This window comes from Streptomyces bluensis (genome assembly GCF_014650715.1).
GTDB lineage: Bacteria > Actinomycetota > Actinomycetes > Streptomycetales > Streptomycetaceae > Streptomyces > Streptomyces bluensis.
Map to the genome: position 1 here is coordinate 17,333 of NZ_BMVM01000031.1, position 22,283 is coordinate 39,615.

The following is a 22,283-nucleotide window of genomic DNA, read 5'->3' on the forward strand; positions in this document are numbered from 1 at the left end:
AAGGTGGGGAGACCGGCCCATCCGGGTGCATGAGCGCGGTCAGTCGCGGGCGGGCTCCACCGAGTCCACCTGCTCGAACCGGCCGTCCAGCTTGGAGACCAGGCCGGTGACCTGGCGCGCGATGTCCGGCGCGGTGAGGCCGATCTCCGCCATGACCTCGGCGCGGGAGGCGTGGTCGAGGAAGCGCGGCGGAATGCCGAAGTCGCGCAGCGGGACATCCACGCCGGCGTCGCGCAGGGCCTGGGCAACCGCCGAACCGACGCCGCCGACACGGGAGTTGTCCTCGACGGTGACGACCACGCGGTGCTGCTCGGCGAGCGGCGCCATGACCTCGTCGACGGGCTTGACCCAGCGCGGGTCGACCACGGTCGTGGAGATGCCCTGCTTGTCGAGCAGGTCGGCGATCTCCAGGCACATCGGCGCGAGGGCGCCCACCGACACCAGCAGCACGTCCGGCGCGTCGGTGCCCGGCTCGCGCAGCACGTCCATGCCGCCGATCCGGCCCACGGCGGGTACGGCGGGACCGACCGCGCCCTTGGAGAAGCGGACCACGGTCGGGGCGTCCTTGACCTCGACGGCCTCGCGGAGCTGGGCGCGGACCTGGTCGGCGTCGCGCGGCGCGGCGAGCCGCAGCCCCGGCACGACCTGAAGGATCGACATGTCCCACATACCGTTGTGGGAGGCGCCGTCCGTGCCGGTGATACCGGCGCGGTCGAGGACGAAGGTGACACCGCACTTGTGCAGGGCCACGTCCATCAGCACCTGGTCGAAGGCCCGGTTGAGGAAGGTGGCGTACACGGCGAAGACGGGGTGCAGCCCGCCCGTGGCCAGACCGGCGGCCGACACGGCACCGTGCTGCTCGGCGATACCGACGTCGAACACCCGCTCGGGGAAGGCCTTGGCGAACTTGTCCAGACCGACCGGCTGCAGCATGGCGGCGGTGATGGCGACGATGTCCTTGCGCTCCATGCCGAGCTTGACCATCTCCTCGCCGAAGACGGACGTCCAGTCGGCACCGGAGGAGGCGATCGGCAGACCCGTGTCGGGGTGGATCTTGCCGACGGCGTGGAAGCGGTCCGCCTCGTCCTGGAGGGCGGGCTGGTAGCCGCGGCCCTTCTCGGTGAGGCAGTGCACGATGACGGGGCCGCCGAACCGCTTGGCACGCGCGAGCGCGGACTCCAGGGCCTCGATGTCGTGCCCGTCGATCGGACCCACGTACTTCAGCCCCAGGTCCTCGAACATGCCCTGCGGAGCGATGAAGTCCTTGAAGCCCTTCTTGGCGCCGTGCAGCGTGTCGAAGAGCGGCTTGCCGACCACGGGGGTGCGTTCGAGCACTTCCTTCGTCCGGGCGAGGAAACGCTCGTACCCCTCCGTCGTGCGCAGCGTGGCGAGGTGGTTGGCGAGGCCGCCGATCGTGGGGGCGTAGGAACGCTCGTTGTCGTTGACGACGATGACCAGCGGGCGGTCCTTGGCGTCCGCGATGTTGTTGAGCGCCTCCCAGGCCATGCCGCCGGTGAGGGCGCCGTCGCCGATGACGGCGACCACGTGGTCGCCCCGTTTGCGGAGCTGGTTGGCCTTCGCGAGGCCGTCGGCCCAGCCGAGGACCGTGGACGCGTGCGAGTTCTCGATGACGTCGTGCTCGGACTCGGCCTGCGACGGGTAACCCGACAGACCGCCCTTCATCTTCAGCTTCGAGAAGTCCTGACGGCCGGTGAGCAGTTTGTGCACATAGGACTGGTGGCCTGTGTCCCAGAGCACCTTGTCGTTCGGGGAGTCGAAGACACGGTGCAGGGCGATGGTGAGCTCGACCACACCCAGGTTGGGGCCGAGGTGGCCGCCGGTCTTGGATACCGCCTCGACGAGGAAGGTCCGGATCTCCTCTGCCAGCTGGTCCAGCTGCTCCAGGCTGAGCCGGTCCAGATCGCGCGGTCCCCTGATGCGGGTCAGCAGCGGCACCCGTGCCTCCTTGCAATAGTGCTGTTCGAGCGTTACCGGGTTCGTCGAGTCTAATGTTCCGCCCGTACGGGCGACGCCCGGCCCGCGCGTCGTACTCACGCGATCGGACGTAGACCATCCTGCACAGGCTTCCGGCCCCGAAACGTCCCCCGCGCCCCTGAGATGGCCGCGCAGCGGCCACCAAGGGGCGCGGGGAACTGCGCGACCAGCCACAAACAACCCGCAGTCGGCCAACCACACAAGCCCCCGCGGCGCTCCCCCGGAAATCGCTACGCGCGCCCCGCGGTCTTCTGCGTCCGCCGTGTGACGGAGTCAATCACCACCGTCGTCAGCAGAACCCCCGCGGTGATCATGTACTTCACCGGCTCAGCGATCGACTCCAGCTGCAACCCGTACTGAATCGACACGATCACCATCACACCCAGCAGCGCGTTCCACGTACGGCCACGCCCACCGAACAGCGACGTACCACCGATCACGGCCGCGGCGATCGCGTTCATCAGCAGATCCCCCGTACCGGCGCTCTGGTTCGCCGAGGCGATCTTGGAGGCCAGGAAGAGGCCACCCATCGCCGCGAACCCGCCCGAGACCGCGAACACGGAGATACGTACGGCGGTCACGTTGATACCCGCGCGCCGGGACGCCTCCACGCTGCCGCCGAGCGCGAAGACCTTGCGGCCGTACGCGGTGCGGCGCAGCAGGAAGTCGGTGGCCACCAGGAACACCAGGAAGATCACCGTGGCCAGCGGCAGACCCTTGTACTGGTTGTACATGAAGGCCGCGGCGAAGGAGATCACGGCGAGCAGCACCGTGCGCAGGACCGTGTCGCTGAGCGGCCTCGACGGGATACCGACCGCCTCACGCCGACGGTTGGACAGGAACGAGGTGAGGAAGAACACGCCGACCACCACGGCGGCGAGACCGTAGGCGGCCGCGATGTCCGTGAAGTAGTACGTGGTCAGCTTGCCGATCAGACCGTCGCTGTCGAGGTTGATGGTGCCGTTCTCGCCCAGGGTCTGGAGCATGAAGCCCAGCCAGAACAGCAGACCGGCCAGGGTGACGGCGAACGCGGGGGCGCCGAGCACCGCGAAGAAGAAGCCGTGCGCCGCGCCGATGGCGGCACCCGAGGCGATGGCGAACAGCACCGCGGCCCACTCGGGCCAGCCCTGGTTGACCGCGAGTACGGCCGCGATGGCGCTGGCGGCGCCGCTGACCGAGCCCACCGACAGGTCGATCTCACCGAGCAGCAGCACGAAGACGATGCCGACGGAGATCATGCCCGTGCCGACCATCGTGATGGTGATGTTGCTCAGGTTCTCCGCGGAGAGGAACGCCGAGTTCAGGCTCTGGAAGACGACGCAGATGACGATCAGACCGATGACGACCGGGATGGAGCCCAGCTCACCGGCCTTCATCTTCCGCCTGAACTCACCGATGTAGCCCGCCAGTCCGTGCTCGCGGATGAGGAGCCGGGGGTCGACCGCGGTCACCGCGGCCGCGGCGGCCTCGGGATTCTCGACGACGGGTTCGTCCTGCGCGGTCGCGGAGGTCTTGTCGATGCTCACTGGGAAACCTCCCCGTTCGTGCGCGCCGCGCGGCGGGTCACGGCGTTGTCGGTGGCGCCCGTGATGGCGGAGATGATCTCTTCCTGCGAGGTCGACTTGACCTCGAAGACACCGTTGTTGCGGCCGAGGCGCAGCACCGCGACCTTGTCGGCGACGGCTTTCACATCAGCCATGTTGTGGCTGATGAGGATGACGGCGTGGCCACGTTCGCGCAGCCGTTCGACCAGGTCGAGGACCTGGGCGGTCTGCTCGACGCCGAGGGCCGCGGTGGGCTCGTCGAGGATGACCAGCTTGGGCTCGCCGAGCATGGAGCGGGCGATGGCCACGGTCTGGCGCTGGCCGCCGGAGAGCGAGGCGATGGGGATGCGGACGCTGGGGATGCGGATCGACAGCGTCCGCAGCAGTTCCTGGGAGCGCCGCTCCATCTCGACCTCGTCGAGGACGCCCCATTTCCTGAGCTCGCGGCCCAGGAACAGGTTGCCGACGACGTCGATGTTGTCGCACAGCGCGAGGTCCTGGTAGACGGTCGCGATGCCCAGGTCCTGGGCGTCGTGCGGTTTGTTGATCTGGACGGGCCTGCCGTCCCACTCGATGACGCCCTCATCGATGGGGTGCACGCCGGCGATCGTCTTGACCAGCGTGGACTTTCCGGCGCCGTTGTCGCCGACCAGGGCGACCACCTCACCGGCGTGGACCTCAAGCTCTACGTCGGTGAGCGCCTGTACGGCACCGAACCGCTTGGAGACCCCGCGCAACGCCAGCACGGGCGTAGCGGACACGTGAACCATCTCCTTCGCCGCCTGACCCGGCGGAAGGCTGCACAGAAAGTTGGGGGGTGTTCCGTCCGGCGCCCCGCGCGAGCTTGCGGGGCTGTCTGATGCGCGGGGCGCCGGCGGAGCCTGGGGCGGAGCGGGCCGGGCCACGGGGGCCGCTCCGCACGAGCCGGTCCCCGTCCCCGTACGGGAATTCGGGAGGAATTCGTGTACGGCGACAGGGACGTGCGGCTGCCTACTTGACGCCGGCCTCGTCGCAGGCCGACTTGTACTTGGCCGTGCAGATCTCGGCGGCCGTGTAGAAGCCCTCCTTGATGACGGTCTCGTTGATGTTCTCCTTGGTCAGCGAGACCACCGGGACCAGGACCGAGGGGACGTCCTTGGCGCTGTTGCTGGAGACCTTGTCCTTGGCGATGGAGTCCAGCTTCTCGCCCTTGGCGAGCGCCACGGCCATCTCGGCCGCCACGTCCGCCTCCTGCGGGTAGGACTTGTAGACGCTCATGAACTGCTCGCCGGTGAGGATGCGCTGCACGGCCGAGAGTTCCGCGTCCTGGCCGGTGACGGGGACGTCCAGGCCGGCCGCCTTCAGGGCGGTGATGATGCCGCCCGCCATGCCGTCGTTGGCGGAGTAGACGCCGACGATCTTGTTCTTGCCGAGCGCCGAGATCGCCGACTCCATGTTGGCGTTGGCGTTGTCCGGCGACCACTCCTTGGTGTCGAACTGGCGGCCGATGTTCACCTTGCCCTTGAGGACGGAGAGGGCGCCCTCCTTGAACTGGGCGGCGTTGGGGTCGGTGGCCGACCCGTTCATCATGACGATGCTGCCGTCCTTGGCCTTGTCGCCCAGGGCCTTGAGCAGCGCCTCGCCCTGGGTCTTGCCGACGGTGACGTTGTCGAACGAGGTGTAGGCGCTGATCGGGCCCTCGGCCAGGCGGTCGTAGGCGACGACCGGGATGTCGGCCTCCTTGGCCTTCTGGACGGAGTTCTGAATGGCCTTGGCGTCCACGGGGTCCACGATGAGGACGTCCACCTTGCTGGTGATCATCGTGTCGACCTGCTGGGCCTGGAGGTTGGCGTCCTGCCGCGCGTTGCTGTAGAGGACGTCGGCCTTGCCGTTCGTGAGCTCCTTGATCTTCTTCTCGATCAGGGGCTTGTCGAACTTCTCGTACCGGGCGGTCTTGTTCTCCGGCAGAAGCAGGCCGACCTTGATGTCGTCACCCTTCGCCGCGCCCGCGGACTCGTTGTCGCCGCCCGACTCCTTGGCGCTGCCACAGGCGGCAAGTGAGACCGCCATCGCACCAGCTGCGACGGCGAGGGCGGCACGACGCATACGCGTGTTCACTTCAGAAACCTCCCTGACGAGGCCGCGACACTGCGGCCGAGGTGGCTGGAAGTCAACTCGGCCACACGTGCGACGTCAAGAAGTAAATCCTTAACGGGTTGGCAACGGTGTCATCCGTCCTCTAAGTGAAGGCGGGCGTGGCGGCGGTCAGCGTGCCGTCCAAAAGGGTGGAATCCCCCATCTCGCTGAGGGCCAGCGCGAGGGCTCCGAGGACCTCCGCACGACCGCCGAGGGCCCCCGGCAGCACCGAGAGCTGCCGTGCCGCGCTGGGGATCGCGTACCGGCCGACGGACTCCCTGATGGGTCCGAGGACCAGTTCCCCGGCCTCGGCGAGATCGCCGCCGAGGACCACCCGGCTCGGGTTGAGCAGATTGCAGAGGCTGGCGACTCCGCTGCCGATGTGACGGCCGACGTCGGCGATCACCCTCCGGCATCCCGGATCTCCGTCCCGCGCCAGCCTGACCACGCCTTCCATGGTCAGGCCGGTGCCATGGCTGGAGGTCAGCAGCGGCAGGACGTAGCGCGCGGCCGCGAAGGTCTCCAGGCACCCCCGGTTGCCGCAGCGGCAGACGGGGCCGGACTCGTCCAGCGTGATGTGCCCGATCTCCCCCGCCGTGCCGCCCGGTCCGCGGTAGATCTTCCCGGCGATCACCAGACCGGCACCGACACCGCTCGCGACCTTGATGTACGCGAGGTCCTTGACCCCGCGGCCGCTCCCCCAGACCAGTTCCCCGAGGGCGCCGAGGTTGGCGTCGTTGTCCACGTGCACGGGGACGCCGAGCCGCGCCCGCAGCTCCTCGGCGGGCCGGGTCCCGGTCCAGCCGGGCAGGATGGCGGTGGAGCCGAGGGTGCCGGACTCCACGTCGATCGGGCCGGGCACGCCGACGCCGACGCCCGCGATCTTGGCGCGGTCCACTCCGGTGGCCGCGATCAGCCGGTTCACCAGCTGCTCGGCCCGGTCCAGGCCCTGCGCCGCGGAGGCGTCCACGTCGAGCGGCTCGGACTCCTCGGCCAGCACCTGGTGGGCGAGGTTTCCGATGGCGACGCGCAGATGCGTGTGCCCGAAGTCCACGCCTATGACAATGCCGGCGTCACCGCTCAGACTGACGGCCCGGGCCCGTCGGCCACCCGCCGAGGTGGGCGTGACCTCGACCGTTCCACCCTCCTTGAGCTCCCGCACGATGTTGGAGACGGTCGCCGCCGACAGGCCCGTCGTCCGCGCGATCTCCGCCTGGGTGAGGGATCCGGCCAGCCGCACGGCGCGTACGACCCGCTCCAGATTGGCTCGGTGCAGCGACGACTGCGACCCCGGAGTCTCCACGACGACCTCCTGCGCGCGGGACCGCTTCAGCGAGGCCCCGTCCATGTCCAACAAGTGAACTCTAAGTCGAGCTGTTCGGGGCATGTTCCGTCAAGAGGTTGACCCGGATCCGGGTCTTCGCAGATGCGGGGGACGCCGCCCCCGGAAGACCGGGAGCGGCGTGACATCCGTGAACGCGCCGGGCCGCCGTGCGCCGGGCTCTCCTACTTCAGCGCACCCGCCGTGAGCCCCTGCACCACCTGCCTCTGGAAGAGGATGTACGCGGCGAGTACCGGCAGCATCGCCATCACCAGTCCGGCGAAGAGGCCCGACCAGTCGCCCTTGTAGCCCTGGCTGACGGCCAGCTGGACCAGGCCCTGGGTGAGGACGTGCTTGTCCTCGTCGGTGTTGAGCACCGTCGGCAGCATGTACTGGTTCCACTGCCCCAGGAAGTTGAAGATGCCGACGCTGATCAGGCCGGGCTTGGCCATCGGCAGCATGATCTGGAAGAACGTACGCGAGTGCGAGGCCCCGTCCACGAACGCCGCCTCCGCCACCGAGGTCGGCAGGGTGCGGAAGAACGCGGTCAGGAAGAACACCGTGAAGGGCAGCGAGTAGGCGATGTAGACGAGGATCAGCCCGTGGATGGTGTTCAGCAGGCCCATGTTGTTCACCACGTAGAACAGCGGGACCAGCGCCAGCATGATCGGGAAGCTCATGCCGCCGATGAACAGGTAGTAGATGAAGCGGTTGCCCGGGAAGTCGAAGCGGGCCAGCACATAGGCCGCCATCGAGCCGAGCACCAGCGTGCCGATGAGCGAACCGCCCACCACCAGAACGGTGTTGAGGAAGTAGTCGCTCATGTTGGCCTGGGTCCAGGCCCGCGACCAGTTGTCGAAGTGCAGCTTGTCCGGCAGTGACCAGGGCGAACTGAAGATCGACTTGTCGTCCTTGAAGGACGTCATCACCGCCCACAGCAGCGGCATGACGACCATGAACGCCCAGAGGACGAGCATCCCGTGGGAGAAGACGTTGAGGACGGCGCCCTCCTTCTTCTCCTTCGGGGGCGCTCCGAGCGGGGCGCCCACCTTGGCGACGGGGGCACCGGACTCGGCGGGTACGGGGGCGGAGGTCTCGGTCGTCTTCATGTGTCAGTACTCCAGCCGCTCGCGCCGGCCCAGCCGCATCACGGCGGCGGCGAAGGCCAGCGTGACGACGAGCAGGGCGACGCCGATGGTGGTGGCGTAGGCGGCCTGACCGTCACGGAACGCCTTCTGGTACACGTAGAGGACCATGACGGTGGTCGAGTAGTCGGGCCCGCCGGGCCCGGTCGTCATGATGCCCACGACCGCGAACGACTCGGCGCCGAGGGCGAGGATGCCCATGTAGACCCAGCCGGACTGCACGGTGTCCCACAGCAGCGGCAGGGTGATCCGGAAGAACGTGGTGATGCGGTTGGCCCCGTCCAGCAGCGCGGCCTCGTACAGGTCGGCGGGGATGGAGGCCATACCGGCCGAGAAGAGGACCACGAAGAAGCCGACCGTGGACCACACCAGCACCGCCATCACGCACCACAGCGCCAGGTTCGGGTCACCGAGCCACAGCGGCTGGACACTGTCCAGCCCGATCCCGCGCAGCAAGGAGTTGATCGCTCCGCTGTCCGGGTTGTACGCGAACTGGAACAGCAGGGCGACGATCGCGATCGAGAGTACCTGCGGGAAGAAGTAGACGATCTTGTAGAACCCGGAGCCGCGGACCCCGGAGATCACCGGTCCGCCCTTTCTCCGCCGTCCGCCGACATTGATCATGAAGGCGAAGAACAGCGCCAGGCCGATCGTCACCACCGGCAGCAGCAGCGCGAACAGCAGGCTGTGCTGCAACGACTTCCAGAAGATGTCGTCGTCGAGCATCCTGGAGTAGTTGTCGAAACCGACCATCTTGAACTCGGGACTCAGACCGGTCCAGTCCGTGAACGAGTAGTAGATGGACTGGATGAACGGCCAGACGACGAAGAGCGCGTACAACCCCAGGGGCACCGCGAGGAACCCCACGACGAACCGGTACTTGCCGTGCTGCATTACCACCGACCCCGATCTGCGCGCGGATGCCGTCGGGGTGTGCCCGGCGCACGCACGCCGGGCACACCCTGGTGACGGATCCTCACTGGTGCTTGTAGTGCTTGATCGACGTGTCCTTGGCGGCCGCGTCGGCGAAGCCCTGGATCTTCTTGATGGCCTCGGCCGGGGTCATGCGGCCGGCCATCATCTCGCCGAGACCGGCCACACCGATCTGCTCCTTCTGAAGCTTCACATACCAGTCCTGGATGCGCGGGTTCACCACGTTGTCCCCGGCCTTCTCCAGCGCCGCCTGGCCCGACTCCAGGCCAGGGGTGAGGGTGATACCGGTGGTGCCGCCGTTGTAGGCGCTCAGCGACTTCACCTTGGAGGTGAAGTTCCTTGACGAGGCCTCACTGAGCATGATGCGCAGCTGCTCCATACCGCCGGCCGGGTTCTTCGCCTTGGCCGGGACGACGAAGGGCTCGGCGCCGGAGGCCCAGATGGTGCCGAACGGCATCTTGTCGGAGGAGTCGAGGCCGGTGGGCGCCGACACGGCGAGGCCGAAGTCCTTCGGGATGACGTTCGCCGACTCGTTCTCCACCCAGGAGCCGTTCGGGAGGAACAGGGCCTTGCCCTGGGCCCATGCGGTCTGCGACTGGATGTGGTCCAGGCCCGGGGTGCCCCTGAGGACGTAGCCCTTCTTGTAGAGCTCGTAGTAGGCCTCGAAGGAGGCCTTGACCGCCGGGTGCTTCCAGGCGTTCGGCTCCAGGTTGTCGATGGCGTCGAGGACCTCTCGCCCGCCGACCTTGGCGATCATCGGGTAGAGCGAGAAGGGGATGTAGTACGGGTACTTGCCCGCGTACGTCCAGCCCGCCATCCCCTTCTTCTTGGCCTTCTCGCAGACCGCGAGCATCTGGTCCCAGGTCTCGGGGTACTGCTCGTCGAGCGAGTCCAGGGCCTTCTGCGAGTACCAGACGCCGTACACCGTGTAGGCGTAGTACATGATCCAGACCGGGTCGCCGTCGAACTGGCCCATCTCCACGATGCCGGGGCGCAGGGTGTCGCGGACCTTCTTGTCCGGGTTGTCGTACGACGGGGCGTCCAGCAGCGGGGTGAGGTCGGCGAGCTGCTTCTTGCCGACGAGGACGCCCATGTCCATCTGCTCGGCGCCGGAGTTGTCGATGAGGTCGGGCGGGGTGCCCTGGTTGAACCGCGGCTGCAGCGTGGACTGGATCTTCTGGGTGGCGGAGAACTTGACCTTCGCCTTGGGGAAGCTCTTCTCGTAGAGCTTCACGGCGTCCTGGCCGTACTCCTTGCCGAAGCCGCCGTCGAACAGAACGAACTCCATCTGGGTGGCGTCGTTGACGCCGAGCGGGTTCTTCGCGGTCTTCTCGCCCGCCTCGGCCTTCTCCTCGCCGCCGCCACCGCTGCTGGCACACGCGGACAGGACGCCCATCGTGGGGACGGAGATCAGGCCCAGCGCAGCGGAACGCTTGATCAGATCACGGCGGCCGACACCCTCGGGGCCGTTGCTCCCGTCGGTAGTGGATCCCATGCTCAAGTCCTCGCCTTCTCCAGGACTCAGGCGGTGAACCGGATCCTCCCGGCACCGCGGTCGGTTCGTGCTGGGGTCGTGCGTGAGGATTCAACAGGGGCGAGACGGCAGTCGGCGCGTGTGACACGTCCGCGGCCACCCGTAATTCCCCCCGGGTCGTGCCTGTCCACGCCTAGGCCCTGACGCCGCGCGGCCCGCCCTTCGGGCGAACGACGGGAGTGTGACGACAGGACCTAGGCGGACGCCGACAGGTATAGTCCACTTCCCGTCGGCGGAGCAAGATCGAACGCAAGGTTGGCCTGTGGTCTTTTCCGAGTTGAGACCTCGCGGAAATATGTCACGACTGTGCGCTTCCCAAGCGAAGATCCACACTACTTCGCCCCGGTTCGGCGTGACTTCTGCGGCGCGAAACCAGCCACACAACGCCCGGATGCCACACCCGACACCCTTGACATCAGCCACCACCTGAACCCCTACTGGTGCCTTGCGCAGCGAAGTTGACAACGTTGTCCATTTCTGATCGATTCCGGTCAGGCGCAGGGAGGGTGCGCGCGCATGCGGCACAGATGGGGTTCCACGGCGGTGCTCGGCGCCGCCGCCTTCGCTCTCGTGGCGGCCTCGCAAGGGGTGACCGTGGCACTGCCGGTGACGGCGGCGGCCGCGGACCGAGAGTTCCACTCGTCGTTCGAACCGGATGACCCGTCACCGGACTGGCTGAATACGGTCGATGCCGCGCCGGACGGCACCAAGAGGGCCTCCGGCGTCGACGGCGGCTACAGCAGCGGCATCCCGGGCAATGTGACCGACCATGTCACGGACGTCCGGGCGAGCGGTGAGTTCGCGGGCGCGGGCGAGGTGAAGGAGAACCTCGTCGACGGCGAACCCACCACCAAATGGCTGACCTTCGCCCCCACCGGCTGGGTGGAGTTCGACTTCGACGCCCCGGTGAAGGTCGTGACCTACGCGCTGACATCGGCCAACGACCACGCCGAACGGGACCCGAAGGACTGGGTGCTCCAGGGCTCGACGGACGGCGAGGACTGGAAGACCCTCGACAGCCGGTCGGGCGAGTCCTTCTCCGAGCCGTTCCAGACGAAGACGTACGACATCGACGGCACCCCGGCCGAGTACCGGCACTTCCGGCTGGAGATCACCGGGAACAACGGCGCCTCGGACGCCACCCAGCTCGCCGACGTCCAGTTCTCCAAGGGCGGCACCGCCGATCCCGTCCCTCAGGACATGCTCTCGCTGGTCGACCGCGGCCCCGGCGGCTCCCCCACCGCGAAGGCGGGCGCGGGCTTCACCGGCAAGTGGGCGCTGCGGTACGCGGGCCGGCACACGGCGGACGGCCGGGCGTACTCGTACAACAAGGTCTTCGACGTGAACGTGGCCGTCGGCCGCGACACCGAGCTGGCGTACCGGATCTTCCCGTCCATGGCGAACGGCGACCGCGACTACGACGCCACGAACGTGTCGGTGGACCTCGCCTTCACGGACGGCACCTACCTGAGTGATCTGCGCGCCACCGACCAGCACGGCTTCGCGCTCACACCGCGCGGGCAGGGCGAGGCGAAGGTGCTGTACGTCAACCAGTGGAACAACGTCCGCTCGTCGATCGGCTCGGTCGCGGCCGGCAGGACGGTGGACCGGATACTGGTGGCGTACGACTCGCCGAAGGGCCCGGCGAAGTTCCGCGGCTGGCTCGACGACGTGGCCCTGCGCGCCGCCGCTCCCGAGAAGCCGAAGGCCCATCTGTCGGACTACGCGGTGACGACCCGCGGCACGAACTCCAGCGGCGGCTTCTCCCGCGGCAACACCTTCCCCGCCACGGCCGTGCCCCACGGCTTCAACTTCTGGACACCGGTCACCAACGCGGGCACCCTGAACTGGCTGTACGACTACGCACGCGCGAACAACGCGGACAACCTGCCCACCATCCAGGCGTTCAGCGCCAGCCATGAGCCGAGCCCCTGGATGGGTGACCGGCAGACCTTCCAGGTGATGCCGTCGGCGGCGTCGGGCACCCCGGACACCGGCCGGACGGCACGGGCGCTGGCCTTCCGGCACGAGAACGAGACGGCGCGGCCGTACTACTACGGCGTCCGCTTCGAGAACGGCCTCAAGGCCGAGATGGCACCCACCGACCACGCGGCGGCGCTGCGCTTCACCTACCCCGGCGACGACGCCGGCGTGCTCTTCGACAACGTCACCGACCAGGCCGGCCTGACCCTCGACAAGGAGAACGGGATCGTCACCGGCTACTCGGACGTGAAGTCCGGGCTGTCGGCGGGCGCCACCCGCCTCTTCGTGTACGGGGTCTTCGACGCACCGGTGACGGAGGGGACCTCGTCCGGGGTCAAGGGCTACCTCCGCTTCGACCCGGGCGCCGACCGCACGGTCACCCTGCGCCTGGCCACCTCGCTCATCAGCGTCGACCAGGCGAAGGACAACCTGCGCCAGGAGATCCCGGACGGCACGTCCTTCGAGACGGTGAAGACGCGCGCACAGCGCCAGTGGGACAAGATCCTCGGCAAGGTCGAGGTGGAGGGCGCCACGCCGGACCAGCTGACGACGCTGTACTCCAGCCTGTACCGGCTGTACCTGTACCCCAACTCGGGCTTCGAGAAGGTGGGCGGGACGTACAAGTACGCGTCCCCGTTCTCGCCCATGCCCGGCCCGGACACGCCGACGCACACGGGCGCGAAGATCGTGGACGGCAAGGTGTACGTCAACAACGGCTTCTGGGACACGTACCGCACGACCTGGCCGGCGTACTCGTTCCTCACGCCCTCTCAGGCGGGGGAGATGGTCGACGGCTTCGTGCAGCAGTACAAGGACGGCGGCTGGACCTCCCGCTGGTCCTCCCCCGGCTACGCGGACCTGATGACGGGCACCTCGTCGGACGTGGCGTTCGCGGACGCGTATGTGAAGGGGGTCGGCTTCGACGCGAAGGCGGCCTACGACGCGGCCGTGAAGAACGCGACGGTCGTCCCGCCGTCCTCGGGTGTGGGCCGCAAGGGGATGACCACGTCCCCCTTCCTCGGCTACACGAGCACCGAGACGCACGAGGGCCTGTCGTGGGCGCTGGAGGGCTACCTCAACGACTACGGCATCGCACGCATGGGTGAGGCCCTCTACAAGAAGACGGGCGAGAAGCGCTACAAGGAGGAGTCCGCGTACTTCCTCAACCGCGCGCGGGACTACGTGAACCTGTTCGACGACCAGGCGGGCTTCTTCCAGGGCAGGAACGCGAAGGGTGACTGGCGCGTCGAGTCGTCGAAGTACGACCCGCGCGTGTGGGGCTACGACTACACGGAGACCAACGGCTGGGGCTACGCCTTCACGGCTCCCCAGGACAGCCGGGGCCTGGCCAACCTCTACGGTGGCCGGAAGGGCCTGGCCGAGAAGCTCGACGCGTACTTCGCCACTGAGGAGACGGCGTCACCGGAGTTCATCGGCTCCTACCCCGGGGTCATCCACGAGATGACGGAGGCGCGGGACGTCCGGATGGGCATGTACGGGCACTCCAACCAGGTGGCCCACCACGCGATCTACATGTACGACGCGGCGGGCCGGCCCTGGAAGACACAGAAGAACGTCCGCGAGGTCCTCTCCCGTCTCTACACCGGCAGCGAGATCGGCCAGGGCTACCACGGCGACGAGGACAACGGCGAGCAGTCGGCCTGGTACCTCTTCTCCGCGCTCGGCTTCTACCCGCTGGTGATGGGCAGCGGCGAGTACGCCATCGGCTCCCCGCTGTTCACCAAGGCCACGGTCCACCTGGAGAACGGCAGGGACCTGGTGGTGAAGGCCCCGAAGAACAGCGCGAAGAACGTCTACGTCCAGGGCCTCAAGGTGGGCGGCAAGGCGTGGAAGAAGACCTCACTTCCGCACGAGCTGATCGCGAAGGGCGGGACCCTGGAGTTCGACATGGGCCCGAAGCCGTCCTCGTGGGGTACGGGCAAGGACGCGGCGCCCGTCTCCATCACGAAGGACGACGCGGTGCCGTCACCGCGCTCCGACGCGACGAAGGGCGAGGGGGCGCTGTTCGACAACACGTCGGCGACGGAAGCGGCCGTGACCTCCGTGGACCTGCCGGTCGAGGGAGGGGTGAAGGCGGTCCAGTACACCCTGACCTCGTCCTCGGACCGCGCCAAGGCCCCGAGGGGCTGGAGTCTCCAGGGCTCCACGGACGGCACCACCTGGAAGACGCTCGACGAACGCTCCGGCCAGTCCTTCACCTGGGACCGGCAGACCCGGGCGTTCTCGGTGACCACCCCGGGCACCTACACCCAGTACCGCCTGGTCCTCACCGGTGAGTCGACGCTGGCTGAGGTGGAGTTGCTGGCCTGACGCGCCCCGACCGCCCGCCCTCCTTCCGCCACGGCTGTTCGCCCTCGCGGAAGGAGGGCGGGGCGTCGGCGGGATCGCTGCCCCAGGTGCGGTCCGGGGTGGCGTCCAGGGTGTACTCCAGCCGCCCGCCGTCACGGACGAACGACGACGGGAGCCAGGGGCGGTCGGCCGGACGGCCGTCGACCTTCAGCGACTGGACGTACGGGGCGGCGGCCGCCGCCCCCGTCGCGTGGATCTCGATGTCGTTGCCGTGCGGGCGCTCGATGTGCACGTACGGGAACAGCGGGGAGGACAGGACCAGTTCGGCGCGTGACGGCACCTGGGGATACATGCCGAGGGCCGAGAAGACGTACCAGGACGACATCGTGCCCAGGTCGTCGTTGCCGGGGATGCCGCCCGGCCGGGTGGACCACAGCTCGCGCATCGCCGCGCGGACCGTCTCCTGCGTCTTGTACGGGGCGCCCGCGTACGCGTAGAGGTAGGGGACGTTGATCGACGGCTCGTTGTCCAGTTCGGACTTCTCACCGCCGCTGTCCGTGAGCGCCCAGCTGCCGTCGTCCTTGTGGAAGAAGGCGTCCAGGCGGGCGACCGCCTTGTCCCGGCCGCCCATCGCCGCGAACAGACCGGCCGGGTTGTGCTGCACCATCCAGGTGTACTGGGCCGACGTGCCCTCCACGAAGCCGTTGCGGGTGGCGGGGGTGAAGCCCGTGACCCAGCTGCCGTCCGCTGTGCGGTTGGCGATGTAGCCACCCGCCGGCGTGGCCGCGCGGTTGAAGTTGTTGCGCCACCACTGGGAGCGGTCGGCGAAGGCGGCTGCCGTGGTGCTCTGCCCTGCCGCGCGTGCCAGCTGGGAGATCGCGAAGTCGGCGCCCGACATCTCCAGTGTCTCGGCGGCACCGCCCCAGGCGTTCGACACTGACGGCATGTAGTGCTTCGCCAGGTACTTGTCCAGCGAGGGGCGTTGCCCCGCCGAGAGGACCGGCCTGCCCGCCGGTGAGAGGTCCCGTTCGGTGGGCACCGTGGCCGCCCGCACCAGTGAGTCCAGCGCGCCCCGCAGGTCGAAGTCCGTGCCGCCGAAGGCCCGGATGCCCGCGAGGGCGATGGGTGAGGGGTCGCCGTTCATGACATGGGTGCCCGCCGCGCCGTGCAGCCAGCGGTCCCACACGCCCCCGTTCTGGCGGGCGAGTTCGAGGAGCGACTGGGCGACGTCGGAGCCGGTACGCGGGTCGAGGAGGGTCAGCAGCTGGACCTGGGAGCGGTAGACGTCCCAGCCGGAGAACGTGCCGTACTGGGCACCGCGTCCCCTGGCGACCTGGTGCACGCGGTCGTCGCTACCCCGGTACCTTCCGTCGGCGTCACTGATGACGTTGGGGTGGAGGAGGGAGTGGTAGAGCGCCGTGTAGAAGGTCGTGCGGTCCGCTTCCGTGCCGCCGCCGACCCGGATCGCGTCCAGGCGGTCCCGCCAGGCACGGCGCGCGGCCGCCCGTACGGCGTCGAAGGACCGGCCGTGCGGGTTCTCGGCCCTGAGGTTCGCCTCGGCGCCCGCCCGGCTGACGTACGAGATGCCGACCTTGACGTTCACGGGTCCGGAACCCGGCTCGAACTCCACATAGCCGCCCGCGCCCTTGCCCGCCACGGGACGGCCGCCCTCCGAGAACCCGCCGGTGCCACCGCTCGCCGAGGTGGACCCGGGGGTGAGGGTGGCGTCCTGCCAGGTGCCGACCGTCTTGAAGGCGCGGTCGAAGCGGGCCGTGAAGTGCAGCGTGTAGTAGGCGCGCCGGCCTTCCGGGGAGAGGTAGCCGCAGAAGTTGCCGGAGGTGACCGAGCCGGAGACCGTGCGGGTCGCCGGGTCGATCCGTACGTCCGACACGGCGGACCCCACCTGTGAGTTGGCCGTGCGGATCAGCATCGTGGCGGGCCTGCCGGCGGGGTACGTGAAGCGTCCTGAGCCCGTGCGGGCGGTCGCCGTGAGGTCGGCGGTCACTCCGGAGGCCAGCTCCACCTTGTAGTGGCCGGGCTCGGCCGTCTCGTCGGCGTGCGTGAAGCCGGACGCGTACACCGCGTCCTTGGTGTCGCCGGCCGGGGAGGAGGTGACCTCGCCCGCGTGCGGGAAGAACGGGATGTCGCCGCTGCCGCCCGCGCAGCCCGTGCCGGACATGTGCGTGAGGCTGAAGCCCCGGATGCGGGTGGCGTCGTACCGGTAGCCGCCGGGTGCGGCCGCGCGGGTGGCGTCGCCGCGGGTGTTCTCCGGGCTCCAGGAGAGCATGCCGTGCGGGACGACGGCGCCCGGGAAGACATTGCCACGGTTGCTGGTGCCGATGAGGGGATCGACGTACACGGTGGGGTCCCGGACGGGTTCCGGGGAGCCGTCCTGCCGGTCCGGGGTGGTGCCCCCGAGCGTCAGAACTGCGGCCAGCAGCAGGAACATGGGACGGAAACGCATGACGCGGCCCCTCCTCCTTCGGACGGGTCGCGCACCACAGGTGGCACACACCGCGGGGGACAGTGACGTGCGCCACCGGTACCACGGAAAAGGCCGTACGGTGCCGGAGGCGCGCACACGGTCTCACCCCCGCGGAGCAGACCGGCCCGGCGCGCGGGCCGGACGAGCGGCCACCGCCGCCCACCCGGCCCGCCCCACGCCCTGGCGTCAACCCACCCGGCAGGCCAGAGTCGTGGCCGCATCACCTCCCGAGCCGTCCACCACGTACCCGAACGTCGTGCTCTCGCCCGGGTCCAGCGACCCGTTGAAGTCGACGTTGTGGACCATCACGTTCTGCCCGCTGTAGGTGGCGTTGCCGCTCCAGAGGCTTCTGACCGACTGCCCGCTCGGCAGCGTCCAGTCGACCATCCAGCCCAGCATCGGCACGTCACCGGTGTTCTTGACGGTCACCTCGGACTGGTAGCCGCCGTTCCAGGAGCCCGTCGTGCGGCGGGTCGCCGAGCACTGGCCCGGTACGGGGTCGGTGGGGTTGCCCGGCTCCTTGATGCCGGTCACCTCGCCGTTGCCGCCGTCGAAGACGACGTCCGAGCAGGAGTAGAACGTCTCCTGGCTGTCAGAGCGCTGCCAGACCACGTAGACGATGTGGCGGCCCGACTTGTTGTCCGGGAGCTTGCCGCGCCAGGAGTAGTTGGCCTCGACCGTGCCCGGGCTGCCGTTCAGCGGCGGGTGGTCGACGGTCAGGAACGGCTGCTCCTCCATGTCGTTCCAGGTGAGCGTCTTCGTCGGGTCGAAGCCGTCCTTGGTGATGTAGACGTAGAACCAACCGGGGTGCGCCGCCCACGCGTTGTACGAGAAGTCGACGGTCGCGCCCGAGGTGAGGTGGGTCAGCGGCCAGTCCTTGCTGGGTGTGTTGAACCCGGTGAAGTTGGGGTTGCCGCCGCTGCACAGTTCGCCGTCGGGGACGAAGCCGCGGGTGCGGCCGGCGCCGTCCGAGCGGAGCACGGAGAACCAGTTGTAGAACGGCGTGGTGCCGCTGACCTGCTGGGCCGCCTTGCAGGCCGGGTTCACCGGTTTGATCTCACCGGTGTCGGTCAGCCCGTCCTGCCAGCACAGGAAGGTGCGGCTGCCCGGTTTCATGGGGGTGCCGTGGGCCTCCGCCTTGCCGCTGCCGGCCGTCATGACCAGGCCGAGTGCCGGGATGGTGGTGACGAGGGCGAGCAGGACCATGAGGAGAGCTCTGTGGCGTTGGGGAAGCATCGATCGTAGGGTTATCGCGTGCATGACAAACGCTCCTTCGGTGTACAGCCATGAGGAACGTGCGCGTGTGCGTCGGGTGCGCGCAGGGGCGTCGGGTGCGAGCGGCGCCTCTGCGTGCGGGAGGTGGGAGCGGCCCCCAGGGGTGGGTTCCGGTCCACCGCATATGGGAGCGCTCCCACCACACCTGTTCCGGAAGCTAGCGCCCAGTCGTCCCGTTGTAAACGCCTGACGCACGGTGTGTCAGTGCCCGTCGCTAGCGTGAGGGGGGCGCGTCGACTGTCGACGCAGACGGAGGAGCCCCTCATGGCCGAGTTGGTCTACACGGCGATCACCTCACTCGACGGCTTCATCGAGGACGAGAGCGGCAGATTCGACTGGGCGGTGCCCGACGACGAGGTGCACGCCTACATCAACGACCAGGAGAAGTCACTGGGGACGTATCTCTACGGGCGCCGGATGTACGAGATGATGACCGGCTGGGAGACCGACCCGGCCCTCGCCGCGCAGTCGGCTCTCATGCGGGACTTCGCACAGCTCTGGCAGGCGGCGGACAAGGTCGTGTACTCCAGGACGCTGGAGCGGGTGAGCACGGCGAGGACGCGCATCGAGCGGGACTTCGACCCCGAGCGGGTGCGGCGGATGAAGGCGGCGGCACCGCACGACCTCGTGGTGAGCGGCTCCGGGCTGGCCGCGCACGCGTTCCGGGCCGGCCTCGTCGACGAGGTCCGCCTCTTCGTCGTCCCGGTCGTCGTCGGCGGTGGAAAACAGGCCCTCCCCAGTGGTGTCCGGCTCGGCCTGGAGCTGCGCGACGTACACCGGTTCGGCGGCGGGACCGTGCACCTGCGGTACCGCGCCGCGGCATGAGCGGCCCTGCGCCCCGGCACGCCGTGCCGGGGCGCAGGGCACGCAGTCACCACGAGGGGCCGCCTGCGCTGCCTGCCCCCTGCTCCCTACCCCCTACCCCCTCGTACGACGGACCGTATGGGCGTGTTCGTCCAGGTATGCGATTCTGTGTGTGGGTGCCCTGCCGCTCATGGGCGGCGCGGTCCGGTCTCGTCGGATCGTGCGCCCACGCCGTCGCCGCCTGAGTTCAGGGGAATCCCTACCCGCCGGCACCTGCGGCACGGACGGGAGGTAGCTACGGACAATGCCCCATTACGGCGGTGCCCGGGCCGCAGTCCCGGGTCTGCGGGCACTCGGGGCCGGGGCACAGGACGCCGGACTGTCTCGCCCGGCGTCGGAGCCCACTGTGAGAGAGCGGGTCCTGGCGTTCGCCGGGGCGACGCTGATGGCTGTCTACGTGCCGGTTGACGGCGGCCGACAGCTCCAGCTCGTCGAGTCGGCCGGCACCGGCACCGGCCGGGACGGGCTGCCTGAGCGCATTCCGGTCTCCGGCGACTCGCCCGTGGCCGACGCCTTCCGCGTCGGCCGGCAGCTGTGGCTGAGCTCCGCGCCGTTCGCCTCCCGTCCCACGGACGGGCCTCTCGCGGTGCTGCCGCTGGGGGCGGCGGGAGGCTGGCTGGGCTGCCTCGTCGTCGTGGGCGACTCCGTGGACGGCTTCGGAGCGGAGCAGCGGGACTTCCTGGAGCAGTACGCCGAAGCGATCTCCGGCCGGCTCCGGGGCGAGCCCGACACGGCCGCGCCCGAACCACCGCTCGATCCCGCTCTGCGCAGCATGCGCGTCGGTTCGTTCGTCCTGGTGATGAGCACCGGAATGGTCGAGTCCGACGCGACCCTGCTCGAACTGGTCGGCATCTCCGAGGACGACTTCGACGGCAAGTCCCACCCCCTCCTGTCGTACACCGTGCCGGAGGACCTCCCCTCGCTGATGTCGGTGGTGGAGCCGTCCCCGCAGGTCGGCGGGCTGAGGGAGCTGGAGTTCCGTATCCGCCGGCCCAGCGGTGAGCTGTGCTGGCTGCGCCTGGTCTGCCGGGTGCTGCGGGATGTGGACGACCGCCCGGACCGGGTGGTGGGTCTGGTGACCGCGGCTCCCGTGCTGCGCCAGAGCGCCAGTGACGTCGCCCGGGTGCAGTGGCTCACCGCCGCGCTCGACGACGCCACAACGGTCCGGGAGGTCGGCGAGGTGGTGGTCGCCGCCCTGCGCGAGCCGCTGGGTGCCGACCGGGTGGCGCTCGCCGAGCTGGTGGACGACCGGCTGGCGGTCACCGTGCTCGATCCGCCGGGGGCCGATGCCTGGCCGGAGCGATGGCGTACCCAGTGGCGCTCGCAGTGGCCCGACGCGCCGATCAGCGCGCTGTCCAGCACGCTGCAGGCGGCGCTGCGGGACGGCCGGATGAGCCTGTGGCCCGCGGGGGCCGCCCTCGAACCCGGGCTCACGGGTGTCGGCCCCGGTGGGCTGGCCCTCCTGCCGCTGCGGGCCAAGAGCGGGGTCGCCGGGGTGTGCCTGGTCGGCTGGGACGAGCCGCACGAGTTCGGCCCGGAGGAGCGGTCCCTGCTCACCGCGACGGCGGGGCTGGTGGGGCAGGCCCTGAAGCGGGCACGCGCGTACGACGCCGAGCAGGAGCTCGCCACGATGCTGCAGCGCAGTCTGCTGCCGCGCCGCCTGCCCGAGCTGCCCGGCGGGACGGCCGTGGCCCGCTACCTCCCCGCCGAGCGTGGGCTTCAGGTGGGCGGTGACTGGTACGACGTCATCGCGCTCTCCGAGAGCCGGGTCGCCCTGGTCATCGGCGACGTGCAGGGCCACAGCGCCGGGGCCGCGACGATCATGGGCCAGATGCGCACGGCGGTCAGGGCCTACGCCGTGGAGGGCCACCCGCCCGACGTGGTCGTCTCGCACGCGAACCGTCTGCTGGTGGGCATGGAGACCGACCTGTTCGCCACCTGCTGCTATGTCGAGCTGGACATGGAGGAGGGCAACGCGCTGTTCGTCCGGGCCGGGCACCTGTCCCCGCTGCTGCGGCACCCGGACGGCAGCACCGAGGAGGTGGCGGTCGAGGGCGGGCTGCCGCTGGGCATCGTCGCGGACGCCGAGTTTCCCCTGACCGCCGCGGCGCTGTCTCCCGGCACCGTTCTCGCGCTGATCACCGACGGACTGGTCGAGTCGGCCGAGCTGGAACTGGACGAGGGCATGCGGCGCACGGCTGAGGCGCTCGCCGCCGCCGACCCCTCGGATCCCGGGCGGATGGCCGACGCGCTGCTCGGCGAGGACGGCCGCCGTGAGGACGACGTGGCGTTGCTGCTGCTGCGCTACGACGGGATGAGGGTCCGGCCGGTGCGGGCAGGATGGGTGGTGTGGCGGCTGCCCGACGCCGTCATGCACGCCCGCCGCTTCACCGCGCGCACGCTGCGTTCGTGGCAGGTCAGCGAGGAGGCGGACACGGTGCTGCTGGTCGTGTCGGAGCTGGTCACCAACGCGCTGGTCCACACCCAGGGCGCCGTCCGGCTCGACCTCACCCACGCCGGGGACCGGGTACGGGTCGCCGTGACCGACTCCTCGCCGCGCGCCCCCGCCAAGCCGGTCATCGTGGACTGGGAGTCGACCGGCGGCCGGGGCCTGTTCCTGGTCGAGGCGATGTCGGCGTCCTGGGGCTCCGTGCCGGTCGGCGGTGGCAAGCAGGTGTGGAGCGAGCTGGTCGTGACACCGACCGAACCAGGGCCCGCGGGCCCGGAGGAAACCGAGGGGGCCGGAAAGGGAATCGAGGGCGTCTGAGATGAGGACCCG

The 22,283-nt window shown here is 69.4% G+C and carries 12 protein-coding genes and 1 pseudogene; 3 read left to right on the plus strand and 10 right to left on the minus strand.

Features of this window, described 5'->3' with window-relative positions:
• Positions 1-39: 39 nt before the first annotated feature.
• From dxs to ngcE, 8 genes are all read right to left on the minus strand, one after another.
• Positions 40-1,956, minus strand: coding sequence for a 1-deoxy-D-xylulose-5-phosphate synthase (gene dxs, locus IE262_RS37730; RefSeq protein ID WP_189880142.1), 1,917 nt, complete (start codon positions 1,954-1,956; stop codon positions 40-42).
• A gap of 269 nt (positions 1,957-2,225) precedes the next feature.
• Positions 2,226-3,521 carry a sugar ABC transporter permease gene (locus IE262_RS37735; protein ID WP_189880081.1) on the minus strand — a complete coding sequence of 432 codons (1,296 nt, stop codon included), beginning with the start codon at positions 3,519-3,521 and terminating at the stop codon, positions 2,226-2,228.
• A complete protein-coding gene (locus tag IE262_RS37740) occupies positions 3,518-4,309 on the minus strand; it encodes an ATP-binding cassette domain-containing protein (RefSeq protein WP_166681516.1) in 792 nt (263 codons plus the stop codon). The genes IE262_RS37735 and IE262_RS37740 overlap by 4 nt, the downstream gene beginning before the upstream one ends.
• 220 nt (positions 4,310-4,529) lie before the next feature.
• Positions 4,530-5,624, minus strand: coding sequence for a sugar ABC transporter substrate-binding protein (locus tag IE262_RS37745; RefSeq protein WP_189880144.1), 1,095 nt, complete (start codon positions 5,622-5,624; stop codon positions 4,530-4,532).
• Positions 5,625-5,757: 133 nt separating this feature from the next.
• The gene (locus IE262_RS37750; protein ID WP_134029078.1) at positions 5,758-6,957 is read right to left on the minus strand and encodes an ROK family transcriptional regulator; all 1,200 of its coding nucleotides are present in this window, start codon (positions 6,955-6,957) and stop codon (positions 5,758-5,760) included.
• 203 nt (positions 6,958-7,160) lie between these two features.
• Positions 7,161-8,084, minus strand: a complete 924-nt coding sequence (locus IE262_RS37755; protein WP_134028890.1) for a carbohydrate ABC transporter permease — start codon at positions 8,082-8,084, stop codon at positions 7,161-7,163.
• 3 nt (positions 8,085-8,087) lie between these two features.
• Complete coding sequence (locus tag IE262_RS37760) at positions 8,088-9,014, minus strand: carbohydrate ABC transporter permease (protein WP_189880083.1); 927 nt, start codon at positions 9,012-9,014, stop codon at positions 8,088-8,090.
• Positions 9,015-9,096: 82 nt separating this feature from the next.
• Positions 9,097-10,548: an N-acetylglucosamine/diacetylchitobiose ABC transporter substrate-binding protein gene (gene ngcE / locus IE262_RS37765; RefSeq protein WP_134028894.1), complete on the minus strand. Its 1,452-nt coding sequence runs from the start codon at positions 10,546-10,548 to the stop codon at positions 9,097-9,099.
• Between the two features lie 555 nt (positions 10,549-11,103).
• Here ngcE and IE262_RS37770 point away from each other — a divergent pair.
• Positions 11,104-14,901 carry a GH92 family glycosyl hydrolase gene (locus tag IE262_RS37770; RefSeq protein ID WP_189880085.1) on the plus strand — a complete coding sequence of 1,266 codons (3,798 nt, stop codon included), beginning with the start codon at positions 11,104-11,106 and terminating at the stop codon, positions 14,899-14,901.
• Positions 14,902-14,926: 25 nt separating this feature from the next.
• On the opposite strand, the pseudogene IE262_RS37775 reads toward IE262_RS37770, so the two are convergent.
• Positions 14,927-17,344 (minus strand): annotated as a pseudogene (locus IE262_RS37775) (GH92 family glycosyl hydrolase); the annotation flags it as partial.
• Positions 17,345-17,551: 207 nt separating this feature from the next.
• Positions 17,552-18,625 (minus strand): lytic polysaccharide monooxygenase auxiliary activity family 9 protein, encoded by a 1,074-nt coding sequence (locus IE262_RS37780; RefSeq protein WP_189880087.1) that lies wholly within the window; start codon positions 18,623-18,625, stop codon positions 17,552-17,554.
• Positions 18,626-18,904: 279 nt separating this feature from the next.
• On the opposite strand from IE262_RS37780, the gene IE262_RS37785 reads away from it, so the two are divergent.
• Positions 18,905-19,465 carry a dihydrofolate reductase family protein gene (locus IE262_RS37785; protein ID WP_189880089.1) on the plus strand — a complete coding sequence of 187 codons (561 nt, stop codon included), beginning with the start codon at positions 18,905-18,907 and terminating at the stop codon, positions 19,463-19,465.
• A 283-nt stretch (positions 19,466-19,748) separates the two neighbouring features.
• Positions 19,749-22,271, plus strand: a complete 2,523-nt coding sequence (locus IE262_RS37790) for a SpoIIE family protein phosphatase (protein ID WP_189880091.1) — start codon at positions 19,749-19,751, stop codon at positions 22,269-22,271.
• The last annotated feature ends 12 nt before the right edge of the window (positions 22,272-22,283 follow it).

What these genes read in the sequence shown, in the direction of transcription:
- IE262_RS37740 (WP_166681516.1), bottom strand. Translation starts at nt 4,309, where the DNA reads ATGGTTCACGTGTCCGCTACGCCCGTGCTGGCGTTGCGCGGGGTCTCC.
- IE262_RS37745 (WP_189880144.1), bottom strand. Translation starts at nt 5,624, where the DNA reads ATGCGTCGTGCCGCCCTCGCCGTCGCAGCTGGTGCGATGGCGGTCTCA.
- IE262_RS37755 (WP_134028890.1), bottom strand. Translation starts at nt 8,084, where the DNA reads ATGAAGACGACCGAGACCTCCGCCCCCGTACCCGCCGAGTCCGGTGCC.
- IE262_RS37760 (WP_189880083.1), bottom strand. Translation starts at nt 9,014, where the DNA reads ATGCAGCACGGCAAGTACCGGTTCGTCGTGGGGTTCCTCGCGGTGCCC.
- ngcE (WP_134028894.1), bottom strand. Translation starts at nt 10,548, where the DNA reads ATGGGATCCACTACCGACGGGAGCAACGGCCCCGAGGGTGTCGGCCGC.
- IE262_RS37770 (WP_189880085.1), top strand. Translation starts at nt 11,104, where the DNA reads ATGCGGCACAGATGGGGTTCCACGGCGGTGCTCGGCGCCGCCGCCTTC.
- IE262_RS37780 (WP_189880087.1), bottom strand. Translation starts at nt 18,625, where the DNA reads ATGCACGCGATAACCCTACGATCGATGCTTCCCCAACGCCACAGAGCT.
- IE262_RS37785 (WP_189880089.1), top strand. Translation starts at nt 18,905, where the DNA reads ATGGCCGAGTTGGTCTACACGGCGATCACCTCACTCGACGGCTTCATC.
- IE262_RS37790 (WP_189880091.1), top strand. Translation starts at nt 19,749, where the DNA reads ATGCCCCATTACGGCGGTGCCCGGGCCGCAGTCCCGGGTCTGCGGGCA.